Source organism: Pseudomonas sp. TE3911 (genome assembly GCF_054062775.1).
This window is the reverse complement of sequence record NZ_JBSSFP010000001.1, coordinates 3,676,882-3,703,146: the sequence shown is the minus strand read 5'-3', so window position 1 is coordinate 3,703,146 and position 26,265 is coordinate 3,676,882. Positions and strand designations below refer to the sequence as shown.

The 26,265-nt window shown below is 58.6% G+C and carries 24 protein-coding genes and 1 pseudogene; 19 read left to right on the top strand and 6 right to left on the bottom strand.

What is annotated here, in order from left to right:
* From ACVWXD_RS16760 to ACVWXD_RS16730, 7 genes are all read left to right on the top strand, one after another.
* A complete protein-coding gene (locus ACVWXD_RS16760) occupies window positions 1–768 on the top strand; it encodes a glycosyltransferase family 2 protein (RefSeq protein WP_032889292.1) in 768 nt (255 codons plus the stop codon).
* On the top strand, window positions 768–1,733 hold the full coding sequence (locus tag ACVWXD_RS16755; RefSeq protein WP_181643555.1) for a UDP-glucose 4-epimerase family protein: 966 nt from the start codon (window positions 768–770) through the stop codon (window positions 1,731–1,733). The genes ACVWXD_RS16760 and ACVWXD_RS16755 overlap by 1 nt, the downstream gene beginning before the upstream one ends.
* A complete protein-coding gene (locus tag ACVWXD_RS16750) occupies window positions 1,730–2,755 on the top strand; it encodes an MraY family glycosyltransferase (RefSeq protein WP_095184203.1) in 1,026 nt (341 codons plus the stop codon). Before ACVWXD_RS16755 ends, ACVWXD_RS16750 begins: the two co-directional genes overlap by 4 nt.
* A 91-nt stretch (window positions 2,756–2,846) precedes the next feature.
* Window positions 2,847–4,841, top strand: a complete 1,995-nt coding sequence (locus ACVWXD_RS16745; RefSeq protein ID WP_032888943.1) for a polysaccharide biosynthesis protein — start codon at window positions 2,847–2,849, stop codon at window positions 4,839–4,841.
* Window positions 4,842–4,952: 111 nt separating this feature from the next.
* Window positions 4,953–5,285 carry a ComEA family DNA-binding protein gene (locus ACVWXD_RS16740; protein ID WP_457371191.1) on the top strand — a complete coding sequence of 111 codons (333 nt, stop codon included), beginning with the start codon at window positions 4,953–4,955 and terminating at the stop codon, window positions 5,283–5,285.
* Window positions 5,286–5,887: 602 nt separating this feature from the next.
* A complete protein-coding gene (locus ACVWXD_RS16735; RefSeq protein ID WP_099601447.1) occupies window positions 5,888–6,532 on the top strand; it encodes a GntR family transcriptional regulator in 645 nt (214 codons plus the stop codon).
* 15 nt (window positions 6,533–6,547) lie between these two features.
* Complete coding sequence (locus ACVWXD_RS16730; protein ID WP_095184206.1) at window positions 6,548–7,396, top strand: urea carboxylase-associated family protein; 849 nt, start codon at window positions 6,548–6,550, stop codon at window positions 7,394–7,396.
* 6 nt (window positions 7,397–7,402) lie between these two features.
* On the opposite strand, the gene ACVWXD_RS16725 is transcribed toward ACVWXD_RS16730, so the two are convergent.
* Both ACVWXD_RS16725 and eat read right to left on the bottom strand, forming a co-directional pair.
* Complete coding sequence (locus tag ACVWXD_RS16725) at window positions 7,403–7,570, bottom strand: DUF2897 family protein (RefSeq protein WP_081797766.1); 168 nt, start codon at window positions 7,568–7,570, stop codon at window positions 7,403–7,405.
* Between the two features lie 111 nt (window positions 7,571–7,681).
* Window positions 7,682–9,046, bottom strand: coding sequence for an ethanolamine permease (gene eat / locus ACVWXD_RS16720; RefSeq protein ID WP_095184207.1), 1,365 nt, complete (start codon window positions 9,044–9,046; stop codon window positions 7,682–7,684).
* A 409-nt stretch (window positions 9,047–9,455) separates the two neighbouring features.
* Between eat and kdpF the strand changes: the two genes are divergently transcribed.
* The 6 genes from kdpF to ACVWXD_RS16690 all read left to right on the top strand — a co-directional run bounded on the left by kdpF (window position 9,456) and on the right by ACVWXD_RS16690 (window position 17,400).
* Window positions 9,456–9,545: a K(+)-transporting ATPase subunit F gene (gene kdpF / locus ACVWXD_RS16715; RefSeq protein ID WP_003218754.1), complete on the top strand. Its 90-nt coding sequence runs from the start codon at window positions 9,456–9,458 to the stop codon at window positions 9,543–9,545.
* A gap of 9 nt (window positions 9,546–9,554) precedes the next feature.
* Window positions 9,555–11,249, top strand: a complete 1,695-nt coding sequence (kdpA, locus tag ACVWXD_RS16710; RefSeq protein ID WP_032888953.1) for a potassium-transporting ATPase subunit KdpA — start codon at window positions 9,555–9,557, stop codon at window positions 11,247–11,249.
* A 14-nt stretch (window positions 11,250–11,263) separates the two neighbouring features.
* On the top strand, window positions 11,264–13,321 hold the full coding sequence (kdpB, locus tag ACVWXD_RS16705) for a potassium-transporting ATPase subunit KdpB (protein ID WP_177326448.1): 2,058 nt from the start codon (window positions 11,264–11,266) through the stop codon (window positions 13,319–13,321).
* Window positions 13,322–13,418: 97 nt separating this feature from the next.
* Window positions 13,419–13,964, top strand: a complete 546-nt coding sequence (gene kdpC, locus ACVWXD_RS16700; protein WP_095184208.1) for a potassium-transporting ATPase subunit KdpC — start codon at window positions 13,419–13,421, stop codon at window positions 13,962–13,964.
* 57 nt (window positions 13,965–14,021) lie between these two features.
* Window positions 14,022–16,673: a sensor histidine kinase gene (locus ACVWXD_RS16695; RefSeq protein ID WP_181639708.1), complete on the top strand. Its 2,652-nt coding sequence runs from the start codon at window positions 14,022–14,024 to the stop codon at window positions 16,671–16,673.
* Between the two features lie 37 nt (window positions 16,674–16,710).
* Window positions 16,711–17,400 carry a response regulator gene (locus ACVWXD_RS16690; RefSeq protein ID WP_032888961.1) on the top strand — a complete coding sequence of 230 codons (690 nt, stop codon included), beginning with the start codon at window positions 16,711–16,713 and terminating at the stop codon, window positions 17,398–17,400.
* Between the two features lie 22 nt (window positions 17,401–17,422).
* Here the strand turns inward: ACVWXD_RS16690 and ACVWXD_RS16685 are convergent, their stop codons facing one another.
* Window positions 17,423–18,460 (bottom strand): patatin-like phospholipase family protein, encoded by a 1,038-nt coding sequence (locus ACVWXD_RS16685; RefSeq protein ID WP_181643558.1) that lies wholly within the window; start codon window positions 18,458–18,460, stop codon window positions 17,423–17,425.
* Window positions 18,461–18,678: 218 nt separating this feature from the next.
* Between ACVWXD_RS16685 and ACVWXD_RS16680 the strand changes: the two genes are divergently transcribed.
* From ACVWXD_RS16680 to ACVWXD_RS16670, 3 genes are all read left to right on the top strand, one after another.
* Window positions 18,679–18,957: a hypothetical protein gene (locus tag ACVWXD_RS16680; protein WP_032888964.1), complete on the top strand. Its 279-nt coding sequence runs from the start codon at window positions 18,679–18,681 to the stop codon at window positions 18,955–18,957.
* Window positions 18,958–19,002: 45 nt separating this feature from the next.
* Window positions 19,003–19,764, top strand: a complete 762-nt coding sequence (locus tag ACVWXD_RS16675; RefSeq protein ID WP_095184210.1) for a CHAD domain-containing protein — start codon at window positions 19,003–19,005, stop codon at window positions 19,762–19,764.
* Between the two features lie 90 nt (window positions 19,765–19,854).
* Window positions 19,855–20,652 (top strand): acyl-CoA thioesterase, encoded by a 798-nt coding sequence (locus tag ACVWXD_RS16670; protein WP_457371190.1) that lies wholly within the window; start codon window positions 19,855–19,857, stop codon window positions 20,650–20,652.
* A gap of 3 nt (window positions 20,653–20,655) precedes the next feature.
* Here ACVWXD_RS16670 and ACVWXD_RS16665 read toward each other — a convergent pair.
* From ACVWXD_RS16665 to ACVWXD_RS16655, 3 genes and pseudogenes are all read right to left on the bottom strand, one after another.
* Window positions 20,656–21,017, bottom strand: a pseudogene (locus tag ACVWXD_RS16665) (terminase).
* Window positions 21,018–21,116: 99 nt separating this feature from the next.
* On the bottom strand, window positions 21,117–22,598 hold the full coding sequence (locus tag ACVWXD_RS16660) for a methyl-accepting chemotaxis protein (protein WP_122680135.1): 1,482 nt from the start codon (window positions 22,596–22,598) through the stop codon (window positions 21,117–21,119).
* Window positions 22,599–22,694: 96 nt separating this feature from the next.
* Entirely contained in the window at window positions 22,695–23,501 is an 807-nt protein-coding gene (locus ACVWXD_RS16655; RefSeq protein WP_122752689.1) for a TatD family hydrolase, read from the bottom strand.
* Between the two features lie 236 nt (window positions 23,502–23,737).
* Here ACVWXD_RS16655 and ACVWXD_RS16650 point away from each other — a divergent pair, with 236 nt between their 5' ends.
* From ACVWXD_RS16650 to ACVWXD_RS16640, 3 genes are all read left to right on the top strand, one after another.
* Window positions 23,738–25,159, top strand: a complete 1,422-nt coding sequence (locus ACVWXD_RS16650) for an MltF family protein (RefSeq protein WP_032888973.1) — start codon at window positions 23,738–23,740, stop codon at window positions 25,157–25,159.
* Window positions 25,160–25,262: 103 nt separating this feature from the next.
* Window positions 25,263–25,697 carry a DoxX family protein gene (locus tag ACVWXD_RS16645; RefSeq protein WP_032888975.1) on the top strand — a complete coding sequence of 145 codons (435 nt, stop codon included), beginning with the start codon at window positions 25,263–25,265 and terminating at the stop codon, window positions 25,695–25,697.
* A gap of 259 nt (window positions 25,698–25,956) precedes the next feature.
* Window positions 25,957–26,265, top strand: coding sequence for a hypothetical protein (locus ACVWXD_RS16640; RefSeq protein ID WP_032888977.1), 309 nt, complete (start codon window positions 25,957–25,959; stop codon window positions 26,263–26,265).

Genomic DNA, 26,265 nt, shown 5'->3' with positions numbered 1-26,265 from the left:
TTGAAAATTTCGATTATCACGGTCTCCTACAACAGCGAAAAAACGATCAGGGATACTATTGAGTCCGTATTGGCTCAGACGTATTTGAATGTCGAATATATAGTTATAGATGGTGGTTCAAAGGACAATACGATGGGTATTGTTGGGGAATATGCTGCGTCTATCGCAACCATCGTGAGTGAGCCGGATCGTGGCATATACGACGCTATGAACAAAGGTATCGCGTTGGCCACGGGTGATGTTATCGGCATTCTCAACTCCGACGATTTCTATGAAAGTCCTACATCGTTAGAGAGCGTTGCAGCCGCGTTTCGTCTGAATCCAGAAAGTGCGCTCGTCTTTGGTGATGTTGTTTTTGTAAATCCTGAGGACTTGCAGCGGGTCACGCGTGTCTATAGCGCTTCACATTTTCGCTCGTGGAAGCTGCGGTTTGGGTGGATGCCTCCCCATCCAGGTACATTTGTACGCAAAGAGGCTTACGCCGACGTTGGTGCTTATTCCATGTTGTACGCCATCTCCGCAGATTACGAGATGTTTGTTCGCCTGCTCCTGATTAAAAAACTCAGATTTTCGCATATTGATAAGGTCCTGGTTCGCATGCGCTCGGGCGGCGTCAGTACCTCCGGTATAAAAAGTAGTCTGAAACTAAATCGGGAAATTGTTCTGGCGTGCAAGCGTAATGGGATATACACCAACTTGCTTATGGTGCTGAGTAAAATTCCATTCAAATTGCTGGAATACCTAAAGCGCTCGGGGACAAAGAACTGATGGACCATATCTTTATTACCGGAGCTACCGGTTTTTTGGGTAAAGATCTGATCCGCCGTTTGCAATCAGATAAGAAGTATCGCCTGTCTGCCTCCGTGCGTACCGCCGCGACAAGGTTAGATAGCGACGTTTCGGCCCATGTCATGGGCGATATTGATTCGACGACCGCGTGGGGGCAGGCATTGGCGGGTGTGGATGTTGTTGTCCACTGCGCTGCTCGTGTGCACATAACGACCGACGATTCTGCTGATCCGCTACAAGCTTTTCGTGACATCAATGTTAAAGCTACCTTGCACCTGGCAAGGGAGGCCGCCGCCGCCGGCGTTCGCCGTTTTGTCTTTATCAGTTCGATCAAGGTCAACGGTGAAGTGTCGCCGGCTGGCACACCGTTCTGCGCCGATGATGAGCCGAACCCGGCTGACGCGTATGGCCTGTCTAAATGGGAAGCCGAAAAGGGGCTTCTACAACTCTCTGAGGCCGTCGAGATGGATATCGTCATCATCCGGCCAGTGCTTATCTATGGCCCCGGAGTAAAAGCAAACTTTTTGAACATGATGCGTTTTCTGTCCAAGGGAATCCCGTTGCCTTTGGGCGCCATACATAACAAACGCAGCCTTGTCGCGCTTGAAAACGTATCGGATCTGATTGTTACTTGCCTGGATCACCCTGCTGCCAGCAATCAAGTCTTTCTCGTCAGTGACGGTGAAGACCTTTCTACGACTGAACTATTGCGCAGGTTGGCACATGCATTACACGCACCCGCCCGCTTGATTCCCATTCCTTCGCGCTTTTTGACGTTCGTCGCTAAGCTATTCCGCATGTCGGGGCTCTCTCAGCGCCTGTGCGGAACGCTGCAGGTCGATATTCGCAAGACCCGCTCGCTGTTGGGGTGGGCACCTCGTGTCAGCGTTGATCAAGCTCTGAATGGCGCAGCTCGACATTATCTGGATACGAATAAACGATGAATTTTCTCTGGTTGCTCCCTGTCCTGGCGGGCATTTCCCTTCTGTTGACGTGGCAGCTGCGCCGTTATGCATTGTCAGCAAGCTTGATCGATACTCCGAACGCCCGTAGCTCACATTCAGTACCCACGCCCAGAGGCGGTGGCGTCGCGATTGTGATCAGCTTTCTCGCTGCTGTGCCTGTGCTCGCTTTTGCGGACCTTATTCCCTGGTCATGGGCGTGGGGCATGTTGGGGGCTGGCCTGGGCGTTGCCGTTCTGGGGTTCATGGATGACCACGGGCATATCGCAGCGCGCTGGCGATTGCTTGGCCATTTCCTTGCAGCGGTATGGGTATTGTTTTTCCTTCAAGGCCTGGCGCCGCTAAAGATCTTCGGGCATTTGATTGACCTGGGTTGGCTAGGCAACTTCCTGGCTGTGCTTTATTTGGTGTGGTTACTAAATCTCTACAACTTCATGGACGGTATCGATGGTATTGCAAGCATCGAGGCGTTGTGTGCTTGCCTGGGAATGTGTGTCGTTTATGGCGTGGCTGGGCATGCACAACTGGTCTGGACGCCGCTGGTGTTCAGCATGGCGGTAGTAGGTTTTTTGTATTGGAACTTCCCTCCTGCGCGAATCTTCATGGGCGATGCAGGGAGTGGTTTTATCGGCATCATATTGGGGGCCTTTTCTTTACAGGCGTGTCTTATATCGCCTCAGTTGTTCTGGGCATGGCTGATAATGCTGGGTGTGTTTATTGTCGATGCTACCTTTACGTTGATACGTCGGCTGTTGCGTGGGGACAAGGTTTACGAAGCGCATCGCAGTCACGCCTACCAGTTTGCTTCCCGGCAGATCGGCAGGCACCGGCCGGTCACGCTGGCCGTCGCGTGTATTAATATTTTCTGGCTCCTTCCGGTGGCCCTGGCTGTAGTGCTGCTTGATTTAGATGGGGTTCTAGGCTTGGTTGTTGGCTATGCACCGTTGGTCTGGTTGGCAATAAAGTTTAATGCGGGCTCTTTAGAGCCAGCCAATACGCCCTGATTGTCATTAAGGCGCAGATGCGAATTAAGGTAGTCTGATAGTGAGGCCACCCCTGCCTTTTTTCAGGCAGATGTAACTTTGGAGAGTAAGGATGGATCGGCTGCGCACGCTGCTACTTGGCCTACCAAGGCGTTATAAGCGCGTTCTACAGGTGCTGACTGACATCGTGGTGGTGTGGGCCGCGTTGTGGATGGCTTTTGTCGTGCGCCTGGGCATCGACGAGATGATCAATCCGGTTAGACAGCATTTATGGCTGTTCATTGCTGCACCTATCGTTGCCATTCCCTTGTTTGTGCGATTCGGTATGTACCGGGCGGTTATGCGTTATTTCGGTAATGATGCGCTGATCGCGATCATCAAAGCAGTCAGCCTGTCATCGTTGATCCTGGCGCTGGTGGTTTACTGGTATAGCAACCATCAGAACGTCGTCCCGCGTTCGATTGTTTTCAATTATTGGTGGCTAAGCCTGATCATGATTGGCGGCCTGCGCCTGGGGATGCGTCAATATTTCCTTGGGGATTGGTTCACCGCCACCCAGCATGTGCCGTTTACAAATCGTGATGACGGCTTGATCAAAGTCGCTATCTACGGTGCTGGGTCTGCCGGTAACCAATTGGTCGCCGCATTGCGCATGGGGCGTGTTATGCGTCCTGTGGCGTTTATCGACGACGATCCCGGGATTTCTGATCGTGTTATCTCGGGTTTGCATGTTTATAAACCCCGGCATATTCAACAAATGATCGACGCGACAGGTGTTCAGGAAATTCTCTTGGCCATCCCCTCGTCCAATCGTGGTCGGCGGCGTGAAATCCTGTCCTTTCTTGAAGGTTTCCCTCTGCACGTTCGCAGTGTTCCCGGCTTCATGGATCTGGCCAGCGGACGCGTCAAGGTCGACGATATCCAGGAGGTCGATATTGCAGACTTGCTAGGACGTGATGCAATCCCAGCCCAAGGCGAACTGCTTGAACACTGTATTAAAAGTCAAGTTGTACTGGTTACGGGGGCAGGTGGGTCAATTGGTTCAGAACTCTGCCGGCAGATTATATCCCTCAAACCTACGACGTTATTATTGTTCGACCATAGCGAATTTAACCTGTACACCATTTTGTCTGAGTTGGAACAACGTATTACTCGCGAATCTTTGCCGGTAAAACTTTTGCCGATACTCGGTTCAGTACGTAACCAAGGCAAGTTGCTCGATGTTATGAAAACCTGGCATGTAGACACTGTCTATCATGCAGCTGCTTACAAGCATGTGCCGATGGTAGAGCACAATATCGCTGAAGGCGTGTTGAACAATGTCATTGGCACGCTCAATACGGCGCAAGCTGCACTTCAGTCTGGTGTGGCCAACTTTGTATTGATTTCGACTGACAAGGCCGTACGTCCAACTAACATCATGGGGAGCACCAAACGGCTGGCGGAATTGACGCTGCAAGCCCTGAGTCGAGAACTCGCCCCGGTATTGTTCGGCGATAAGGCGAATATCTCCCGCGTCAACAAAACCCGCTTCACTATGGTTCGCTTCGGCAACGTGCTGGGCTCCTCGGGCTCAGTCATTCCGTTGTTTCACAAACAGATCAAATCCGGTGGTCCCCTGACGGTTACCCATCCGAAAATCACGCGGTATTTCATGACGATCCCGGAGGCGGCCCAACTGGTCATTCAAGCTGGGTCCATGGGGCAGGGTGGGGATGTATTCGTGTTGGACATGGGCGAGCCGGTGAAAATTGTCGAGCTCGCAAAAAAGATGGTGCATCTATCCGGGCTCAGTGTGCGTTCTGACGAGAACCCTCAAGGTGACATCTCGATCGAGTTCACCGGCCTGCGCCCCGGCGAAAAGCTTTACGAAGAGTTACTCATCGGCGACAACGTGGTCGCCACTCAACACCCCATGATCATGAGCGCCAACGAAGATCATCTGTCTTGGGAAGTGCTTAAAGGCAAGCTCTCGGACTTATTGGCTGCCGTGGATCAAGACGACTACGCCCGCGTCCGTCAACTCCTGCGCGACACCGTCAGCGGCTACTCCCCAGACGGAGAGATCGTCGATTGGATTTACCAGCAACGCCGTCTGGAGCCTTGATTTAATACTCTGTTACTCAACCGTTTTTGACGAATTTCCAACATCACCTACGTTTGAAAAGCAGCTTCGGAAAAGCTGCTTTTCTTTCAACGATGTCATGGAGCGTCACCAATGCAGAACACCTACATCTCTTCGCTGATTTTCGCCGTTCTTACAACCCTCTCCGTCGCCAGCACCGCAGCCCCTTCCATCAAGCCTGAAGCCCCAACCCCTATCAGCGCGCAGATGGACAAGGCCGAGCAATCCGCCAAGGTCAACCTTAACGCCGCAGACGCCGAGACCCTGCGTCGGGATCTGTTCGGTATTGGCGCTGCCAAAGCCAAGGCAATCATCGCCTACCGCGAAAGCAATGGCCCATTCACGGCGGTGGATGAGTTGCTGGAAGTGAAGGGTATCGGCAAGGCGCTGTTGGAGAAGAACCGCGACAGGCTGGTGATCAACTAAACCCCAAGGGGCCGGTCATTGATCGGCCTCCTTCTTCTGTGAGTTCCGCGCTTCACGTTCCCCCGCACCACGTCTATGTTCCACCTCAGCAATTGCGGGTCTTCGACACTCCTGGCAAGGACTTATGCGCCTACCAGTGTCGACATCTTCCCCAGCCTCTCTGCGCCGCAACACCCATCTCCCAGCGCCGTTTCAATTTGCTCAAGTCTTACGTCGATAGGGTTCGTTATCGCACTGGGCTGGTCGCTCAGATCTATCTCGGAAAACATTGTTGGCAGCGGGAAGCCGTGGTCCGGGGGAGGACATGTGCCGTTCCGACAGGTAGTTGTCGACAAATGCATCCAGCGGTCTTTGCTGACTGAACAGGTTGTCGCGATGGGCGTCCAGGTCCGCAGCTGATCTGTGAAGGCCGGGCGCTTCCTTGATGATGCATGGGTGAGTTTGGGTTTTGTGGTGTTGTAAATAACGTATAAGGCGGCCCCAGCCACAGGCTGGCATTTTAACCAACCTTAACTTTTTATACCCAGATCGCCCGTTCTGGAGGTTGGCATGAAACGTGATTACCTCCAGACAGAAGATTGTTCAACAATCATGAGGCGATGATGACACCCAATATGTCTTTAGCAGACCAGATTGCTTTGGAGCTGCGTGCCGACATCATCAGCGGTCGGTTGTTGCCGGGTATGGCCCTGGTCGAGGCGGATCTGGTCACGGCCTACAGTGCGTCGCGCAATACGATTCGCGAAGCCCTCCACCGTTTGGGGCAGGAGGGCTTGACCCGTTATGTGCGCAACAAGGGTGTGATGGTCCGGCGATTGGAGCGGGAGGAAGTTCGTGATCTGTTTGTTGTCCGCCGCACACTGGAATTGCAGGCCATCGCACAAAGCAAAGCGTTGACGGACGATCAATCTGAACGCATGCAAAACGCCATCGACGCCACCACCCTGGCCCGTGAGCGCGAAGATTGGCGTGCCGTGGCCACCCACAGTTTGTTGTTCCATCAGCACATCGTCGGGTTGATGCGCAGCCCCTTGTTCGATGAGTTTTTCGCCCGGGTCATCGCCCAGCTACGCCTCGTGTTTTGTGCGGCGCCCGATGAGCAGCGTTTTCAGTCACCTTGGCTTGAGCGTGACCGCGAGATTTACGCGTTATTGGTCCAGGCGAATAAACCCGCGGCAGGGGAGGCGATGAGCCTGTACCTGGAAGATTCCGAACGCCTGTCGTTGGCGTTGTTTACCCACCCCTGATCGAGGATTTGCACCATGTACAAAGATTATCCGGCCGCTTATCAGGTCAGCAAAGGCTCGGCGCTGCAGGTCGACACGGCGTTTTACGAGCGCATTCGTGACCGGGCGGATCAACGCACCTTGATCGAACAGTTTGAGGTGCCTATTCGAACAGGCAGGGCCTGGAAGGTGCCGGCGGGGCATGTGTTTCGCGTTACTACGCCAGTGGGCCCGCAGGTGGGTGACTTTAATGTCTGGAACGCCCACGACCCGCGGGAACGTCTTTGGGCTGCGCGCACCCGCCAATTACAGGGCGCCCATGTCAGCACCCATGACCGACTGTGGTCGAACCTGCCGTTTCTGCGACCGTTGGTGACCATCACCGATGACAGCCTGGCCAGTTATGGTATCGACGAGCACGGCGGGCGCCTCCACGACTTACTCGGCACGCGCTGCGATCCCTACGTGAACCGGATGCTGACCGGTGAGGATTTCCATCACCACTGCCATTCGAACCTCACTCGCGCGGTGCTGCCCCACGGTCTTACGGAATTCGACGTGCATGACGTGTTGAATATTTTCCAGTGCACCGGCCTGAATCACGACGACATGTACTTCATGAAGGCGTGTCCGGCGCAGAAGGGTGATTACCTGGAGTTCTTTGCCGAGATTGATTTGCTGTGTGCACTGTCGACCTGCCCGGGTGGAGATCTGTCGCTGCCGATGTGGGGGCCGGACGCACAGGATCCGCTGACGGTATGTCGTCCGCTGGGCGTCGAGATCTACAAGTTGGAGGATCAATTGCTGAGCGGCTGGAGCCAGCCGGAGCGTGCTGCCTACAAGGGGCAGCACGGGTTGCATATTGCCAAGGCGGATTGGGAGTAAGCCTAACTAGCGATCCTGCGAATCCTTGGCGTCCGCCTGGGCGTTGCGTTCGGCCACGCGTTTGCGTTGCTCGTCGGTGAGTTCCACCTTGTTGGCGCTGTCTCGCAGCATCATCAGCCCACCGACGATCGACCCAATCGCGACCACCATAATCAACCACGCATACCACGGCATAAGGCTCTCCTTGAGGCAGATTGCTGTGGGAGAATTTTCCCACGGTAATAACTGCTTTGAGTTACGGGCTTTCTGAGTAGTTCAGTGTAAGCCCGTTCTGCCTCGTAAACCTTAGAGCCCAGTCAACATTGCGTCCGCTGGCGCATCGGCACGGTCTTGTGCGGTCAGTTGGAAGTAGATGAAACCCACCGCCATAAAGCCCAGGAAGATCAACCCGATGAGTGTGTTGAACCACGCCATGGCCACCAGGCACACCACCGCCAGCACCAACGCAATGCCTGGCACGATCGGGTAACCCGGCGCGCGGAAGGTGCGTTCCAGCAGCGGTTCGGTTTTACGCAGTTTGAATAGGCTGAGCATGCTCATGATGTACATGACGATGGCGCCGAAAACCGCCATGGTGATCATCGCTGCAGTCAGAGTCATGCCGCCCAGGTTGATCAGACCGTCGCTGTAGATGGCGGCGATGCCGACCACACCGCCGGCGATGATGGCCCGGTGCGGTGTCTGAAAACGCGACAGTTTGGCGAGGAAAGACGGTAAGTAACCGGCGCGAGCCAGGGCGAAGAACTGGCGCGAGTAGCCCAGGATAATGCCGTGGAAGCTCGCTACCAGGCCAAACAGGCCGATCCACACCAGCATGTGCAACCAGCCGGAGCTTTCGCCCACCACGGTTTTCATGGCCTGCGGCAGCGGGTCGTTGATGTTCGACAGGGTGCGCCAGTCACCCACGCCGCCGGCAAAGAACATCACGCCCATGGCCAGGATCACCAAGGTCAGGATGCCGCTGATGTAGGCCTTCGGAATGGTGCGCTTCGGATCCTTCGCTTCTTCAGCCGCCATGGCTGCGCCTTCGATGGCAAGGAAGAACCAGATCGCAAACGGAATTGCGGCAAACATCCCGGCAATCGCTGGGGCGCCAAAGGTATCGGAACCGGCCCATCCATTCAGGGCGAAATTACTGAAGCTGAATGCCGGGGCGACCACGCCCATAAACACCAGCAGCTCTGCGACGGCGAGCACGCACACCACCAGCTCAAAGGTCGCGGCGAGTTTCACGCCAAGGATGTTCAGGCCCATGAACACGATATAGGCACCGACGGCAGCGTGCTTCGGGTCCAGCGCAGGGAACTGCACATTCAGATAAGCGCCGATGGCCAAGGCAATGGCAGGCGGCGCGAAGACAAATTCGATCAGCGTGGCAAGACCGGCGATTAAACCGCCTTTCTCCCCAAATGCACGACGGCTGTAGGCAAACGGTCCGCCAGCATGGGGAATCGCGGTGGTCAGCTCGGTGAAACTGAAGATAAAGCAGGTGTACATTGCGGCGACCATCAACGAGGTCACCAGGAAGCCCAAGGTTCCGGCCACGCCCCAGCCATAGCTCCAGCCGAAGTATTCACCGGAGATCACCAGCCCGACGGCAATGCCCCATAAATGCAGGGTGCCTAGGGTGGGTTTGAGTTGTGTGTTCATGTGTTGCTCCCTGAACGGTTTGGAATGATTCAAGGTGTTGCAGCGGCCATGCCAGCTTGAGAATCATTGTCGTAAAGGCGTGCAACTGTCGTCTGGGGGATGGTTTGGCGTTTGAAATTTGCCGGTGTTGCACCAGATAGGTGCGGCGGTGACGGTGCCGACGCTATCGGGAGCAAGCCCCTCCCACAGGTTGACTGGCGCTCGGCATGACAACTCGGTCAAGTGTGGGAGGGGGCTTGCTCCGGATAGCGCCCGCCCAGACGCTGGAAACCCGCAGTGTAAACCCCGCATAAAGCCACTCTTTACGCCTTCTTTACGCCCCGCCCGCACCCTCGCACTCGTTCCTTTACGCCACTCCTGCGGACAATTGCCCCACACGCGGCACTCGCCGCTGAACGGAGAGACTTCCATGAGTGTTCTGGACGGAGTGTCACTGCTATTGGCCGTGGCGCTGTTTATTTATCTGCTGGTTGCGCTGTTACGCGCGGATCGGAACTAGGAGCTGGCCATGCACAGTTATGACTATTGGCTGATCATCGCCTTCTTTGCCGTGGTATTGGTGCCGGCACCGTTCCTGGGGCGGTTCTACTACAAGGTGATGGAAGGCCAGCGCACGTGGCTGAGCCCGGTGCTCGGGCCTGTCGAAAAAGCCTGTTATCGCCTGTCGGGTGTCGACGCGCAGCAGGAGCAGAGCTGGCAGAAGTACATGCTGGCGTTGCTCGCATTCAACCTCGCGGGTTTCCTGCTGTTGTTCGCGATCCTGATGTTCCAGGACTATCTCCCGCTCAATCCGCAGAAATTGCCGGGGCAGGAGTGGACGCTGGCCTTCAACACTGCGGTCAGTTTCATGACCAACACCAACTGGCAGTCCTACAGCGGTGAGGCGTCACTGAGCTACCTCAGCCAGATGGCTGGCCTGACGGTGCAGAACTTCGTCAGTGCGGCCACTGGGCTGGCAGTCCTGGTCGCTTTGTGCCGTGGGATCGGTCGCAAATCTGCCCAGACATTGGGGAATTTCTGGGTCGATATGACCCGCGCTACCCTCTACGGCCTGTTGCCGTTGTGCCTGGTGCTGGCGTTGTTCCTGGTGTGGCAGGGCGTGCCGCAGACGTTCGCCCATTACGTTGATGCCGTGACGATGCAAGGCGTGGATCAGGTGATCCCCCTGGGCCCGGCGGCCAGCCAGATTGCAATCAAGCAATTGGGCACCAACGGCGGTGGTTTTTTCGGCGTCAACTCGGCGCATCCCTTTGAAGACCCGACTGCCTGGGCCAACCTGTTTGAGGTGGCGTCCATCATCCTGATTCCGGTGGCGTTGGTATTCACCTTCGGTCATTACGTCAAAGACCTGCGCCAAAGCCGCGCCATTCTTGGCTGCATGCTGGCGCTGTTCCTGATCGGCGGCGCGACTTCACTGTGGTCCGAGTATCAGCCCAATCCGACCCTGAACAACCCGGCCGTAGAGCAAACAGCGCCGCTGGAAGGCAAGGAAGCGCGCTTCGGCACCACTGGCACGGTGCTGTGGTCAGTGACCACCACCGCGGCGTCCAACGGTTCGGTCAACGGCATGCAGGACAGCCTCAGCCCCCTCAGCGGGATGGTGGCGCTGGTCAACATGATGGTCGGCGAAGTGATCTTTGGCGGCGTCGGCGCCGGTATGTACGGGATGTTGCTTAACGTGTTGATCGCGGTGTTCCTGGCTGGCTTGATGATCGGCCGTACGCCGGAATACCTGGGCAAGAAACTCCAGGCCAAGGAAGTACAGTTGCTCGTCGTGACCTTGCTGGTGATGCCAGTCGGCGTGCTCGTGCTCGGCGCCATTGCCGCCAGCCTGCCAGGCCCGGCCGGCGCTATCAGCAACCCTGGTCCCCATGGCTTCAGCCAGTTGCTTTATGCCTACACCTCCGCCAGTGCCAACAACGGCTCTGCGTTTGGCGGCTTCAGTGCCAACACGCCGTTCCATAACCTGATGCTCGGCCTGGGCATGCTGATCGGTCGCTTTGGCTACATCCTGCCGGTACTGGCCCTGGCCGGCAGCCTGGCGATGAAAAAGAGCGCACCGATTGGCCAGAACAGCTTCCCCACCCACGGCCCGCTGTTCGTGACTCTGTTGACCGTAACCATCTTGCTGGTGGGCGGCCTGACTTTCCTGCCGACGCTGGCGCTGGGTCCTATCGCTGAACACTTGAGCATGGGCTTCTGAGAAGGGATATGAACATGAATATGCCTGCAAAAAACGCGGCCCCGGTCAAACCCCAGGAGCCTGCCAAAACCGCTATCTCTGCTCTGTGGCGCCCGGCGCTGGTCCAGGCGTTCGTCAAGCTGGACCCGCGCGAACTGAAACGCTCGCCGGTGATGCTGGTGGTCGAACTGACTGCGATCCTCACCACGGTGCTGTGCTTCGTGCCCGACACTTCCGTGCCGACCTTCGTTGCCGTGCAGATCGCCGTGTGGTTGTGGTTCACCGTTCTGTTCGCCAACTTCGCCGAAGCCTTGGCCGAAGGGCGAGGCAAGGCTCGCGCCGACAGCCTCAAGGCAGGCAGTGAAGGTCTGAGTGCACGGCGCAAGGAAGCCGATGGCAGCTTCAAGGTCGTGCCGGCCACCAGCCTGCGTAAGGGTGATGTGGTGCGGGTTGCCGCAGGGGAAATGATCCCCGGTGACGGCGAGGTGATCGAAGGCATCGCGGCGGTTAACGAAGCGGCGATCACTGGCGAATCCGCCCCGGTGATCCGTGAGTCTGGCGGCGACCGCTCGGCCGTTACCGGCAACACCCGGCTGGTCTCGGACTGGCTGATGATCCGCATCACCGCCAACCCCGGTGAGTCCACCCTGGACCGCATGATTGCCTTGGTAGAAGGCGCCAAGCGCCAGAAGACCCCCAATGAAGTCGCGCTGGATATCCTGCTGATCGGCCTGACGCTGATCTTCCTGCTGGTGGTCGTAACGTTGCAGCCGTTCGCCCACTTCGCCAATGGCAGCTTGCCTTTGGTGTTTCTGGTCGCACTGCTTGTGACGCTGATTCCCACGACCATTGGCGGCTTGTTGTCGGCCATCGGCATTGCCGGCATGGACCGCCTGGTACGCCTCAATGTGATCGCCAAGTCTGGCCGCGCGGTGGAAGCCGCCGGGGACGTACATGTGTTGCTGTTGGACAAGACCGGCACCATCACCTTTGGTAATCGCCGGTGTGCGGCGGTGGTCGCGGCGCCCGGCGTCAGCGGTCGCGAGGTGGCCGAAGGCGCGCTGTTCGCGTCCCTGGCGGACGACACGGCGGAAGGCAAATCCATCGTTGAATACCTGCGCGCCTTGCACCCTCAGGCCGAGCCTTCCCAGGACGAGTTGACCGCCGTGCCGTTCAGCGCTGAAACCCGCTTGTCCGGCGTTGACTACCAGGGCCGCGTGTACCGCAAAGGCGCGGTGGATTCGCTGCTGGCATTTATCGGCCAGCAGCGTCAGGACCTTGCACCTGCGCTGTCGCGGGAAATCGACAAGATCGCCCAGAGCGGCGGCACGCCTTTGCTGGTGTGCGCCGATGGCAAGCTGCTTGGTGCGATTCATTTGAAGGACGTGGTCAAGCCCGGCATCCGCGAACGTTTCGCCGAGCTGCGCAAACTGGGCATCCGCACCGTGATGGTCACTGGCGACAACCCGCTGACGGCTGCTGCGATTGCCGCTGAGGCGGGCGTGGATGACGTGCTGGCCGAAGCCACGCCAGAGAAAAAACTCGCACGTATCCGTCATGAGCAGAACGACGGGCGCCTGGTGGCAATGTGCGGCGACGGCGCCAACGACGCCCCGGCACTGGCGCAGGCCGACGTGGGCATGGCGATGAACGACGGCACTCAAGCCGCCCGTGAGGCCGCCAACATGGTCGACCTCGACAGCGACCCTACCAAGCTGCTGGACGTGGTGCAGATCGGCAAGGAATTGCTGGTGACCCGTGGCGCGCTGACCACCTTTTCAATCGCCAACGATGTGGCCAAATACTTTGCGATTCTGCCGGCGCTGTTTGCCTCGATCTATCCGCAACTCGGCGTGCTCAACGTCATGCACTTGCAGAGTCCGCAGAGCGCGATCCTGTCGGCCATTGTGTTTAACGCGTTGATCATCGTGGTGTTGATCCCGTTGGCATTGCGCGGTGTGCGCGTGCAGGCAGCGAGTGCAGCGGCGTTGCTGCGGCGCAACCTGTTGATCTATGGCTTGGGTGGGTTGTTGGTGCCGTTCGTGGGTATCAAGGCCATCGACATGCTGTTGACCGCCCTGCACCTCGTATAAGCCAGACCTTGTAGTGAGCGGGCTTGCCCCGCGCAGGGCTGCGAAGCAGCCCCACTGCGACCAAGGTCGCTGTATCCAACGAATTGAGGAACCTGAAATGTCCAACATCATCCGTCCAGCCCTGAGCCTTTTAGTGCTCATGACCCTGATCACCGGCGTCGCCTACCCATTGGTGGTGACCGGCGTCGCCCAGGTGGCATTCCCCGATCAGGCCAACGGCAGCCTGGTACGCGACGCCGATGGTAAGGTGCGCGGGTCCAGCCTGATCGCCCAGGATTTTACCGGCGACAGCTGGTTTCACCCGCGTCCATCGGCGGGCGCCTTTGCGACGGTGTCCAGCAGCGCCAGTAACCTTGGCCCGAGTAACCCAGCGTTAGCCACCCGCGTATTCGATGACGCAAATAAACAGCTGGTGCCAGGTCAGGGCCCGGTACCTTTGGCCTCGCTGACTACCTCTGGCAGCGGTCTTGATCCACACTTGCCACCCCAGGCGATTGCCTATCAACTGGTGCGGGTAGCGGCGGCGCGGAATGTGCCGGTGTCGACCTTGCAACGGCTGTTGGATGAGCACATCGAAAGCCCATTGGTGGGGCCACCGGTAGTGAATGTACTGGCGCTGAACATGGCGCTGGAAAAACTCTGATCCCACAGTTGATCTTCACTTGCCCGATTACATCATCACCTGAAGGACACTGCCCGCATGAGCGACTCCGGCCGCGCCGATGCCCTGCTAGCCGATCTACCCCGTAATGGTCGTGGCCGGCTCAAAGTCTTCCTCGGTGCCGCACCCGGCGTAGGCAAGACCTACGCCATGCTGCAGGCGGCCCACACCCAACTGCGCCAAGGCGTCAAGTTGGTCGCCGGTGTGGTGGAAACCCACGGCCGCGCCGAGACCGAAGCCTTGCTCGCCGGCCTGCCACAGCAACCGTTGCTGCGCAGCGAATATCGCGGTGTGATGCTCGAAGAAATGGACCTCGACGGCCTGCTCGCCGCCAAGCCCAAGCTGGTGCTGGTGGACGAACTGGCCCACAGCAACGCGCCCGGCAGCCGCCATGAAAAGCGCTGGCAAGATATTCAGGAACTGCTCGCTGCGGGCATCAATGTGTTTACCACGGTCAACGTTCAGCACTTGGAAAGCCTCAACGACCAAGTGCGCGGGATCACCGGCGTGCAGGTGCGTGAAACGCTGCCGGACTGGGTACTGCAAGAAGCCGACGAACTGCTGCTGATCGACCTGCCATCCCGCGAGCTGCTGGAGCGCCTGCGCGACGGCAAAGTCTATGTTCCGGAACAGGCCCGTGCGGCCATCGATGCGTTTTTCACCCAGACCAACCTGATGGCCCTGCGCGAGCTGGCGATGCAGACGGCCGCAGCCCATGTCGACGACGACTTGGCCCAGGGCTATCGCCAGCTCGGCCAGGCCGCGCCGGCGGTGCGCGGCCGCTTGTTGGTGGGTGTGGATGGCGACGCGCAGGCCGAACGCCTGGTGCGGCATGCCAGTCGTGTGGCGCAGCGTCGACATTTGCCGTGGAGCCTGGTGCATATCGATAACGGCCGGGCACGGGATGAGCAGTCGCGTCTGCGCCTGCAAAACGCCCAGCAATTGGCCGAACGTCTCGGCGGGGAAGTCGTGTTGCTGCGGGCGGGGGAGGTGGCCAAAACCTTGATCCAGCACGCCGCCGAACGCCGCGCCAGCCTGGTGCTGGTGGGACAGTCACGGATGCGCTGGCGCCGTCGTTTATTCGGTGGAGGCCTGGCGGCGCGTCTGCTGCGCAATGCGCGCGGCTTGGAAATCAACGTGCTCGACAGTGACGATATTCCCGCGGCGCCGCGCTTGCCGCAGGTGCGCGGGCTGGTGTGGTTCGACTACTTTTTGGCAGTGGTGGCGACGGTGATTGCTGCCGGCGTGGCCTGGGCGGTGTCCAGTGTGTTGCCGTTGCCGAATATCTCGCTGGTGTTTCTTGCTGCCGTATTGCTGGTCGCGGTACGCAGTAGCCTGGGGCCGTCCCTGGTCTGCGCGGCTTTATCATTTCTGACCTACGACTTCCTGTTTATTCCGCCGAATTTTTCCTTCTCCATCCAGCGTGAAGAAGATGTGCTGACCCTGCTGTTCTTCCTGCTGATGGCAGCGCTCACCGGCAACCTCGCGGCGCGCCAGCGTCGACAGTTGCAGGCGTTGCGCGATACCCAGGAGGAAACCAGCGAGCTGCTTGACCTGTCACGCAAACTCACCGCCGCCACTGACCGCCAGGCCGTGGTCAGCGCGGCGGCCCATCACCTTGAAGGTTGGAACGACCTGGACCTGTGCCTGGTCAATCGCGATGGACAGGGTGGTTGGAAGATCGAAACCGGCGGCCCGCTGACCTTCAGCGAAGCCGAACGCGCCGCCGCCGATTGGGCCTGGCAACATGACCAACCCGCGGGCATGGGCACCGGCACGTTGCCGTTTGGGCGCTGGTGGTGGTGGCCGTTGTCGGGCGAGGAAGGTCCGCTGGGCTTGCTCGGTGTCAGTGCCAAACCGGGCCAGGCGTTGAGCGGTCAGCGCCGCCGCTTGCTTACTGCTCTGAGTCAACCTCTGGCCCAGGCCCTGGCCCGTGCGCAGTTGGCGCAGGAGCTAGAATCCGCACGCCTGCACGGCGAAACCGAGCAACTGCGCAGTGCCTTGCTTGCGTCGGTGTCTCACGATTTGCGTACGCCGCTGACGTCCATGCGCGGCAGTATCGACAGCCTGCTGGCGTTGGGTGAAGCCATTCCCCTGGAGGACCGTCGCGAATTACTGGAAGGCACGCGTGATGAAGCCGAGCGCCTCGATCGCTATATCCAGAACCTGTTGGACATGACTCGCTTGGGCCATGGCGCTCTCAAGCTGGCGCGTGATTGGGTGTCGCCGGGCGATATCGTCGGCAGCGCCCTTGGCCGTTTGCGTGCGGTACTGGCGCCATTGCAGGTGAGCACCGAGGTGCCGCCTGAGTTGCCGTTGCTGTATGTGCATGCGGCGCTGATCGAACAGGCGCTGGTCAATGTGCTGGAGAACGCCGCACGCTTTTCACCCCCTCAGGGACGTTTGCAATTGAGTGCCGGCGTGTCGGATAAGCAACTGTTTTTCGCGGTAGCCGATGAGGGGCCGGGCATCCCCGAGGATGAGCGCGCGAAGATTTTCGATATGTTCTACACCGCTGCGCGCGGTGATCGGGGCGGGCAGGGCACCGGCCTGGGTTTGGCGATCTGCCAGGGGATGGTCGGGGCGCACGGTGGGCATATCAGCGTGGCCGATGGCATTGAAGGGCGCGGTACCTGCATCACCTTGTTCCTTCCATTGCCTGCACAGCCTGGCCTGGAGCCTGAGTCGTGAGCTACCCTCTTTTCTCCACGGATTTTGATGGGACACCATGAGCCAGACCGCGACGATTTTGGTCATTGATGACGAACCGCAGATCCGCAAGTTCTTGCGCATCAGCCTGGCCTCTCAGGGTTACAAAGTGATTGAGGCGGGCACCGGAAACGAAGGCTTGGCCCAGGCGGCCTTGAGCAAGCCGGACTTGCTGGTGCTCGACCTAGGCTTGCCTGACATGGACGGCCAGCAAGTGCTGCGTGAGTTTCGCGAGTGGTCGACGGTGCCGGTATTGGTGCTGTCGGTGCGCGCCAGCGAAGGGCAAAAGGTCCAAGCCCTCGACGGCGGCGCCAATGACTATGTGACCAAGCCTTTTGGAATCCAGGAGTTTCTCGCCAGGGTTCGCGCGCTCCTGCGCCAGGCGCCCGCAGGTGAGGCGCAGGAAGCGGCGTTGAGTTTCGGCCCGCTGACGGTCGATCTGGCCTATCGCCGTGTGCTGCTGGACGGTGTCGAAGTGGCGCTGACTCGAAAGGAATATGCCGTGTTGGCGCAGTTGGCGCGGCACTCGGGACGGGTGATCACCCAGCAGCAACTGCTCAAGGATATCTGGGGGCCGACCCATACCGAGGACAGTCACTACCTGAGGATTGTGGTGGGCCATCTGCGCCAGAAACTGGCGGACGATCCGACTCAGCCACGCTTTATCGTGACCGAGGCGGGGGTCGGGTATCGGTTGTTAGGCGGTTAGAGTCTGGCGCCTGTCGAAGCACTCAGGGCTGTTCACTTTCATAGCGGTCCAACGTATCGCTGGCAATTTCGCGCCCCAAAGCGATCAACTCCGGCGCCTTGTAGAACTCGAAAAACCGGCACACCCGCTTCGGCACGTTGATCAATACATCCGGCGGATAGCCCGCAATTTTGTACTGAGCCAATGACGTCTGCATCACTTCAAAACTCTGGTTGATCAGGTCCAGCAACGACGCCGGCCCCACGTTATCAATGATGAACGAACCGGTCGCCGACTTCGGCGCCCCGGGTTTTTCCGGCGCAGCGGCGGGTTGTTGGGACTCGGGCTCAGCCGAATCCAGCCAAGGGTTGATGTCGGCCGCCTGGGCCTGCAACGCTTCCTGCTCCAGCTTCATTAACTGCTCGGCTTGCTTACGACGAAACGGCAGGTGCGAGCCGAGTGATTTCGCCAAGCTGTTGAAGCGGCTCTTGAACGCCGGCGGACGTTGGATCACCGGCAATTGGTAGTGTTTCTGGTTGGTGGCGTTGAGGTTGACTGCGATGATCAAGTCGCAATGGCTCGACACCACCGGCACGATAGGCAGTGGGTTAAGCAGGCCGCCGTCCACCAGCATGCGGTTACCTTGCATCACTGGGGTGAACAGGCTGGGAATTGCGGCCGAAGCGCGCATGGCCTGGTGCAGACAGCCTTCCTGAAACCAGATTTCCTGTTGGTTGGTGAGGTCGGTGGCCACGGCCGTGTAGGGAATGCGCAGCTCCTCGATATTGATCTCGCCGACGATCTTGCGGATCTGTCCGAAGACCTTCTCGCCACGAATCGCTCCCAGGCGAAAACTCACGTCCACCAGACGCAGCACGTCGAGGTAATCAAGGCTTTCAATCCAGTTTCGATACTCGTCCAGCTTGCCCGCGGCGTAGATCCCACCCACCACCGCGCCCATGGAACAGCCAGCGATACAGGCAATGTCATAGCCGCGCCGTTCAATTTCTTCGATCACTCCGATATGGGCGTAGCCCCGGGCTCCACCGGAGCCCAGCACCAAGGCAACACGTTTCTTCATGGTCCATATCCTTTGATCGGCAGGTCCTCACAATGCACCCATTGAGGGGGCCGCTTCAATCTTCGCTGAACTGCGTAATATTTTTCCAGAATAGCGAGTAGGCTCGGGTATGCTCTGGCAATAGGTACTATCGATTTCAGGCTAAGGACAAGGCACTTTTTGTTGTAGGCAACGTCTACAACCGTACGACTGTTTTTCTTTATTTTGAGGTGTCATTGATGAAAGCCTGGATGTGTGTGCCTGTGATTCTGTTGGCCCTGGCCGGTTGTGCCGGGAAAACCGCTTACCGCGATAGTTGCGGCGCGCAATTGGACGCTGCCTGGAAAGAACTGGACCTGGCCAAGGCCGAAGGGTTCGCCGGTACCGTCAGCTATTCCAAGGCGTTGTCCCTCTTGACCGGTGCGAAGACACAGCAACAGTTTGAAGCGTTTGAAGGCTGCTCCAACAAGGCTGAGAAGGCACGGTTCTATATTCGTGAGTCGCGCGCCGGGCGTTGAGCCATGGGCAGCAAGTAGGATTTTTCATCAAAAGGCGGGGGCAGGATGTCAGCGTTGGTTGATCAGTTAGTCGCTCAGGTCATTGGCCTGGAAGTAGGGTTGCTGAGCTGCCAGGCTCGCCTCGCCGCCGTCACCGACGATGAAGCGCTGCATGACTTGCGCACCACCGTGCGGCGCCTGCGCAGCCTGTTGCGACCCTTGCGTGGGTTGCCAGGCGTCGAACAGCTCGAATTGGCTGCCAGCACCGTTGGCCGATTGACCACCCCCCTGCGTGATCGTGAAGTGCTGGCTGCTTATCTGCATCAGCATGGTCATCACGAAGCGGCAGATCGGCGTCTGCGCCTACAGCCCGATGCGTATCGCCAGGTAGCGCAAAGTCCGGAGTTGGCGCACTTGCTGCAGATTCTGGATGCTTTCCCACGCTTTATTCGCGCCTCCCAACATCAGAAATTGCTCAAAGGCCTGCGCTCGCGCATCGAGAAGCGGCTGGCCAAGCAATGGAAAACCCTCGGTGAAGCCCTCAAGGATCCCGGCCATGATCGCCACCGTCTGCGTTTGTTGATCAAGCGCGTGCGTTATGCGGCCGAGGCGTATCCGGAACTGGACAAACTGCCCGCCAATGCCATGTCGCGCCTGAAGAAAGCCCAAGGTGCCCTGGGCGATTGGCATGACTGCTGGCAGTGGTTGGCCCAGGCTGAACATCAAGCGGATCTGCAACCGTGTGTGGCGGTATGGCACAAAACCATGGCAAAAGCCGAGGGACAGGCGGATCGGGTGCTGGACAAGCTCAGCGCGGATTGTTTCTGAATCGGTCCGGTTTTTGGCCGGAATACGCGCTGTACCTCACCTGCACGATGGTTAAGATCCCTCATCTGTTTCCTTTGACCTGAGGTCGCCATGCGCTTTAGTGATTTGCTCGACGCTGCCCGTAGCCACCCGCTGGATGTCACCATCCCCGCTGAATGGGCCCAAGGTCGCGCGACGTTTGGCGGGCTGGTCGCCGCTTTGCAATACGAAGCACTGCGTGCCCAAGTGCCTGCGGATCGACCATTGCGGTCGTTGGCCATAACCTTCGTGGGGCCGGTGGCGCCCGATGTGCCCGCCAGTTATCAAGTCGAAGTGTTGCGCGAAGGCAAGGCAGTCAGTCAGTTGCTAGGCCGCGTCGTTCAGAACGGTGAAGTGGCGACCCTGGTGCAAGCCAGTTTTGGCGCATCCCGTGAGTCAGAGATAGATGTGGCAAGCGACGCGGCGCCGGTGTTCAAACACTGGGACGAGTGCCAGGAGTTGCCCTATATCAAGGGCGTGACGCCTGAATTTATGCGTCACTTGGCAATGCGCTGGAGCGTCGGCGGCCTGCCATTCACCGGTAACAAGTCCCGCGAAATGGGGGGCTGGGTTCGCTTGCGTGGGGATGTGAAAGTAGAGCCGTTGACCGAGGCGCATATCCTCGCCCTGGTCGACGCCTGGCCACCGGCATTGCTGCCGCACCTGAAGAAACCGGCACCGGGCAGCACCCTGACCTGGACCATCGAATTCATCCAACCGTTGCAGGATCTGACCACCCTCGATTGGTGCCAGTACTGCGTCAACATCGAACACGCCCGCGACGGCTACGGCCATGCTGCCGCTGCGCTGTGGAGCCCTACCGGCGAGTTGATTGCTATCAGCCGCCAGACTGTTGTGGTATTCGCTTAAGCATCAGTGCAGATGGCGCTGGCGCCAGGCGCGCCACCCGCCACTGCTTGACACAACGCGCGCAGAGGTCACGAACTGCTCAATTACCAGGCGCTCACCGCATGTTTGCGGTCACTGAACGGCTGACTCACCTGGGCTTCCAGGCTTTGACCATGACGCTGCAATGCCAGGCCGGCCAGAATGCCGACTACGCCAACGGCGAAACTGGCCAGGCTCAGACTAAAGGCCCCAGAAACGATCAACAGAAAGCCAACGATAAACAGCGGCACGGCGATCAGGTTCAAGGCCAGGTTCGTTGGATGCTGGTGCGTCTGCGGGTAGCTACGCCATTGCCAGGCGGGGAAATTGGGATGACGTTTGCCCATGATGGTGATTCCTCTGTCCGTTGAAACAACATGGAGAGAGTTTAGGTGGGGGCAGGCGCGTGGGCGAATTGCGGCTCGCTATGGGGCTCATAGCCAGTCCTACAGTTTCAATTGCCCAATCGCCTTGCTCAACTCCCCTGCCAACGTCGCCAGTTCATTGCTGGTCGTTGCCGAATCCACGGTTTGTTGCACGGTGTTCTCGGTCACATCGCGGATACTGACCACTGCGCGGTTCATCTCTTCGGCCACATGGCTTTGCTGTTCGGCGGCAACGGCGATTTGAGTGTTGCTTTCACGCATCTGCGCCACGGCACCGGTGATTTCGGCGAGTGCGGCACCGGCTTCCTGGGCTTGTTGCACGCAGTCGTCGGCCTTGAACGAGCTTTCCTGCATAAAGTCCACCGCGTCGCGGGTACCGGCTTGCAGCGCTGAAACCATACGGGTGATCTCGTCGGTGGAGCTTTGCACGCGCTTGGCCAGATTGCGCACTTCGTCGGCGACCACTGCGAAGCCACGGCCCATTTCTCCAGCGCGGGCGGCTTCGATAGCGGCGTTGAGGGCGAGCAGGTTGGTCTGTTCGGCGATGCTGTGAATCACGCTGACCACACCGTTGATTTTCTGGCTGTCTTCAGCAAGCTTCTGGATCATTACGGCAGTTTGTTGCACGCCGCTGGAGAGTCCGGCAATCGAGTGTCTTACCCGAGTCACCACTTCCTGGCCGCTACCGGCGAGGGTGTCGGCGGATTGGGACAAATCTCGCGTGGCGCCAGCATGTTGGGCGATGTGGTAGACGGTGGCGGTCATCTCGTTGATGGCCGTGGCGGCCTGGTCGGTTTCGCTTTGCTGGCCGAGCATGCCGTGCTGCACCTCATTCATGCTGCTGGCCAGACGTGCAGCGCCTTCGTCCAGTTGCCGAGCGGTGCGCGCCACGGTGCTGACCACTCGCTGGTAGCCAGCCTGCATGGCATTGAACGCGCTGGCCATCTGGCCGACTTCATCCTTGCAGGCCAGGGGGACGCGGGCCGACAGGTCGCCGGTTTTCTCCACGTGCAGCATGACATCCTTGAGCGTGTTGAGCTGACTGAGCAGGAAGCGGATCAGCAGTTGCGAAGCGCCAAGCATTACAAGCATCAGGATTGCGACAGCCACAGCGTAATTAGCGAAGCGGTCACTGAAGACCTGGCTCAAGCTTGGCGCGTAGGCAAGTACGCCAATGTATTGCCCATCCGGCCGTGTAATGACTTCAGCGCCTATCAATGGATTTTCGCCAAACAGCGGCATGTGATTGAGTTCGACCCAGCCGGTGGTGGTGCTCAGGGCTGACAGATCCAAATCGCCCAACTGTGGGACTTGGCCTCGGGAAAACGTCAGCCAATGCGCGTCCTTGGGGAGCGGCTGGTTGGTTGGCCAGGCCCCCAGCAATCGGCCCTGGGCCTGCGCCGAAACCTGGGAGGCTGTGCTGCGCGCTTGTTGTTCGAGTTGCACGGCGTACAGCACCAGCAGCAGTGTGGTGATGAAGGCGACCGCGTTGACGGCCCAGAATTTGTACTTCAGCGAGATATTGCTAAGCCAGGCACCCATGGAAGGTTTTCTCTGATAGCGGAAACAGCATTGGCAAGGTGCCATTATTGTGCCGCTACTCAGAAAACCGGTTTTGACATGGGTCAATGCGCCGCATCAATCCAAGGTCGGCAACCCAAAAAAAGCGCGTGAACAGGCAGTGCTGTGGTCGGCCAAGTCTTGCGCGCTTTCGTTGCGGTGCAGGGCGACTTCGCGCAGTACTTCCGTCAGATAAGCCGGTTCGTTACGACCGTTTTTCGGCTTGGGACGCAGGGTGCGCGGCAGCAGGTAAGGCGCATCGCTTTCCAGCATCAGGCGGCCCCGGGGAATTTCTTTGACGAGTGGGTGCAGGTGCGTCCCACGGCGCTCGTCGCATATCCAGCCGGTGATGCCAATGTGCAAATCGAGGTCGAGGTAGCTGAACAGCGCCGCCTGTTCGCCGGTGAAGCAATGCACTACGGCGGCGGGGAGGTGGTCGCGGTAGTCCTTGAGGATCTCCAGCAGGCGTTGGTTAGCGTCACGCTCATGGAGAAATACCGGGAGCTTTAGCTCGACGGCCAGGGCCAGGTGTTCTTCCAGGACTTTTTCCTGTTGCGGGCGCGGTGAGAAATCCCGGTTGAAATCCAGGCCGCATTCGCCCACGGCACGTACGCGGCTTTCGCTGAGTAAACCGCGCAAACGCTGGGCGCTGTCGCCGTTCCAGTCGCTGGCGGAGTGGGGGTGGATGCCTGCGGTGCTGAACAGGCGTTGGCCGCTTTCGTCGAGGTTGACGCACAGTTCCAGAGCCTGTTCGCTGCCGTCGACGCTGGTGCCGGTGAGTACCAATTGCTGCACGCCGGCGGCGTAGGCGCGGTCGAGAACGGCCTGGTGCTTGTCGTCGAAACTGGGGTTGGTCAGGTTGACGCCGATATCAATGAGTTGCATGGTGCTATCTCCGCCTGCGGCCGGAAAGCATATCAGAGCTGTAGATTTATAAGAAAAACGAAGAACTACAATGAGTTATAGCTGTCTTTGAACGTCGCAAGTGACATCGTGTTTGGCTGAACGCCCTGCACTGTGCCACCGTTGCACGCAAAGCCTGCGCATAAAGCGCTCTGTTTCTGACCTCCACCGCGTCGTTTTTCGCGAGCGCGTTGGCCAGTATTCTTTCCGGAGAGCGGATGATCCGACCCTCGGCGTTGCTTATGTTGTGCCTGGCGTTACTGTTGCCTTTGGCGGCGGTTGCGCGTCTGGACGGGCCGCTGGAAGTGACCAAGCCTGGCAAGGTCCGTGACTTGGCGGAGATTCGTTCAAGTCGCACCCTTCGGGTATTGGTCAACCAAAGTCGCAACAGTTCCGGAGAGGTGCAGGGCCAGGCCATCGGTGTTGAATACCACCGCCTACGCGCCTTCGAGCAGTACCTCAACGGTCACGCCCGTGATGGCCAGGAAATAAACCTCAAGATAATCCCCAAGGCCAAGGATCAATTGCTCGGCGCGCTGGCCCGTGGTGAAGGCGATCTGGTTGCTCCTGGGGAGTTGCTTGATGTGAAAGCTGCTCACAAAATCAGCACCAGTAGCCCGATTGCCAGCGCTGTACCGTTGTGGCTGGTGGGGGTGAAGGGAGAGCGGCGTTTTACCAAGTTGGAGCAACTGTCAGGACGAACGCTGGCGCTGACCACTGGCAGTGCGGCAGCGGATGCCATCAGCCAGGTCAATCAGAAGCTGGCTCTGCACAAGCAGCCACCGGTGAAGGTGGAATGGGTGGACCCGACCCTGGCAGTGGAGGACGTTCTGGAAATGGTGCAGGCGGGGATTTTCCATCTCACCATTGTCGAGAAACCGATTGCCGAACGCTGGTCGAAGATCCTGCCCAAGTTGCGCTTCGACAAACAAGTCGTCATCAGCGAACCCGGCGATGAATACTGGTTTGTTCGCCAGGACGCTTCGATGCTGCGTGCAAGTATTGATCGATTTCTCAAGACCTATCGCACGCCTTCCGACCAGGACGTGGCGTTTCAACGTATTTATCGACGCCTCTACCAGGTGCGCAACCCACTGGCCCGCGCCGACCGCCAGCGCCTGGAAAAGCTGCGGCCAGTGCTGCAAAAACATGCCCGCGAGCAGGGCATGGACTGGCTTAACCTTGCAGCGCTGGCTTTCAAGGAATCCGCCTTCGATCCTGGCGCGCGCAACAGCGGTGGTCCTACCGGCTTGATGCAGATCACACCCTCAGCGGCCCAGCGGGTGGGCGTCAACAATATCGAAAGTCTCGACAGTAATGTGCAGGCGGGCGCGCGTTATCTGGCGTTGATCCGTCGCAAGTTCTTCGCCAGCCCCAAGCTCAACGAGCGTGAACGCATGGCTTTTGTACTCGCGGCCTACAACATGGGCCCGGAGCGCGTGCAGGGTATGCGCACCGAGGCCCGGCGCCGGGGATTGAACCCCAACCAATGGTTCTTCCAGGTGGAGCGCATTGCCATGGAACAGGTGGGAATGGGCGGCGTCAGCTATGTTAATAGCGTCAACAAGTACTTCTTGGCGTTCGATCGGGAGCGTGAGTCCCTGGAGCCGCCAGCACCGAAAATTGCCTCACGGAAGTAATCGATTTTATCGATATTAATCAGGCATTTTTTCGGCTTTTATCATTGCTTAAACTGATTAATATAGCGGCCAACCAACCCCTACTTCGAAAAGGATTTACTCCATGAGCCCAATGATCAAAAGCCTACTGTCCACTCGTGCCGGCTACGGTCTGACCATCCTGCGCATTGTTGTTGGCATCATCTTCGCCGCCCACGGTTCGCAAAAACTCTTCGGTTGGTTTGGCGGCTACGGCTTGGCGGGCACCGCCCAATGGATGGAAAGCATCGGCCTGGCGCCGGGTACCCTGATGGCGCTGCTGTCGGGCGGAACCGAGTTTTTCGCCGGCCTGGCCCTGATCATCGGTCTGCTGGTACGCCCTGCTGCGTTGGGCCTGACCATTCTGTCGGTGGTGGCAATCTTCTCGGTACATATCCATAACGGTCTGTTCATGGCCAACAACGGTTACGAGTTCGCATTAGCCTTGTTGGGCGGGTCCGTGGCAGTGCTGCTGGAAGGTGCCGGCAAACTGTCTGCCGACCGTGCAATAGCCAACTGACCCCGCTACAACACCTGAAGAGGCCCGCCATGTGCGGGCCTTTTCGTTGCTCGGGATTCTTGACATCGGCCATCCGGCTTCTCTAGGATGCTGCCCATGCGCCGATTTAAACAGCTAATTGCGGGGCGCCACTGGGACTCGATGCAGCCCGACAGAAGCCTGTTCTCCCCTGAGGAAACAGCTTCGAAATACCGCTAAAGCGCTGGTTCGGTGTTGCCTCTCACCTGCCCGCAGACTTTTGAGGCAGAGACACGACACTATGAATGCACTACGCCCCCTGATACGCCTGGCTCCGATCACTGCGGACCTTACTCAACGCAATCCGAAAATCCTCTTGGGCGGTAAGCACCAGCCCACGCTGTTGCGTTACCTGGACGGCTGGCCACGTCGCACCGGGCGGCCTTCGGCTTTCCTGATCCAGTTTGTCGAAGATGGCGGTTCCCTGGCCCGTTTTGCGAGTAATAGCTTCGACCTGGCAGTTATCCAGGCGCCCAGTGCCAGCGACGCGGCTGAAGTGATTCGTCAACTCACACGTATTGCCCGGCAGGGGCTGATTGCCAGGCGTTGA

Coding starts and splice junctions, on each gene's coding strand:
- ACVWXD_RS16755 (WP_181643555.1), top strand. CDS start 768: ATGGACCATATCTTTATTACCGGAGCTACCGGTTTTTTGGGTAAAGAT.
- ACVWXD_RS16750 (WP_095184203.1), top strand. CDS start 1,730: ATGAATTTTCTCTGGTTGCTCCCTGTCCTGGCGGGCATTTCCCTTCTG.
- ACVWXD_RS16745 (WP_032888943.1), top strand. CDS start 2,847: ATGGATCGGCTGCGCACGCTGCTACTTGGCCTACCAAGGCGTTATAAG.
- ACVWXD_RS16740 (WP_457371191.1), top strand. CDS start 4,953: ATGCAGAACACCTACATCTCTTCGCTGATTTTCGCCGTTCTTACAACC.
- ACVWXD_RS16735 (WP_099601447.1), top strand. CDS start 5,888: ATGACACCCAATATGTCTTTAGCAGACCAGATTGCTTTGGAGCTGCGT.
- ACVWXD_RS16730 (WP_095184206.1), top strand. CDS start 6,548: ATGTACAAAGATTATCCGGCCGCTTATCAGGTCAGCAAAGGCTCGGCG.
- ACVWXD_RS16725 (WP_081797766.1), bottom strand. CDS start 7,570: ATGCCGTGGTATGCGTGGTTGATTATGGTGGTCGCGATTGGGTCGATC.
- eat (WP_095184207.1), bottom strand. CDS start 9,046: ATGAACACACAACTCAAACCCACCCTAGGCACCCTGCATTTATGGGGC.
- kdpF (WP_003218754.1), top strand. CDS start 9,456: ATGAGTGTTCTGGACGGAGTGTCACTGCTATTGGCCGTGGCGCTGTTT.
- kdpA (WP_032888953.1), top strand. CDS start 9,555: ATGCACAGTTATGACTATTGGCTGATCATCGCCTTCTTTGCCGTGGTA.
- kdpB (WP_177326448.1), top strand. CDS start 11,264: ATGAATATGCCTGCAAAAAACGCGGCCCCGGTCAAACCCCAGGAGCCT.
- kdpC (WP_095184208.1), top strand. CDS start 13,419: ATGTCCAACATCATCCGTCCAGCCCTGAGCCTTTTAGTGCTCATGACC.
- ACVWXD_RS16695 (WP_181639708.1), top strand. CDS start 14,022: ATGAGCGACTCCGGCCGCGCCGATGCCCTGCTAGCCGATCTACCCCGT.
- ACVWXD_RS16690 (WP_032888961.1), top strand. CDS start 16,711: ATGAGCCAGACCGCGACGATTTTGGTCATTGATGACGAACCGCAGATC.
- ACVWXD_RS16685 (WP_181643558.1), bottom strand. CDS start 18,460: ATGAAGAAACGTGTTGCCTTGGTGCTGGGCTCCGGTGGAGCCCGGGGC.
- ACVWXD_RS16680 (WP_032888964.1), top strand. CDS start 18,679: ATGAAAGCCTGGATGTGTGTGCCTGTGATTCTGTTGGCCCTGGCCGGT.
- ACVWXD_RS16675 (WP_095184210.1), top strand. CDS start 19,003: ATGTCAGCGTTGGTTGATCAGTTAGTCGCTCAGGTCATTGGCCTGGAA.
- ACVWXD_RS16670 (WP_457371190.1), top strand. CDS start 19,855: ATGCGCTTTAGTGATTTGCTCGACGCTGCCCGTAGCCACCCGCTGGAT.
- ACVWXD_RS16660 (WP_122680135.1), bottom strand. CDS start 22,598: ATGGGTGCCTGGCTTAGCAATATCTCGCTGAAGTACAAATTCTGGGCC.
- ACVWXD_RS16655 (WP_122752689.1), bottom strand. CDS start 23,501: ATGCAACTCATTGATATCGGCGTCAACCTGACCAACCCCAGTTTCGAC.
- ACVWXD_RS16650 (WP_032888973.1), top strand. CDS start 23,738: ATGATCCGACCCTCGGCGTTGCTTATGTTGTGCCTGGCGTTACTGTTG.
- ACVWXD_RS16645 (WP_032888975.1), top strand. CDS start 25,263: ATGAGCCCAATGATCAAAAGCCTACTGTCCACTCGTGCCGGCTACGGT.
- ACVWXD_RS16640 (WP_032888977.1), top strand. CDS start 25,957: ATGAATGCACTACGCCCCCTGATACGCCTGGCTCCGATCACTGCGGAC.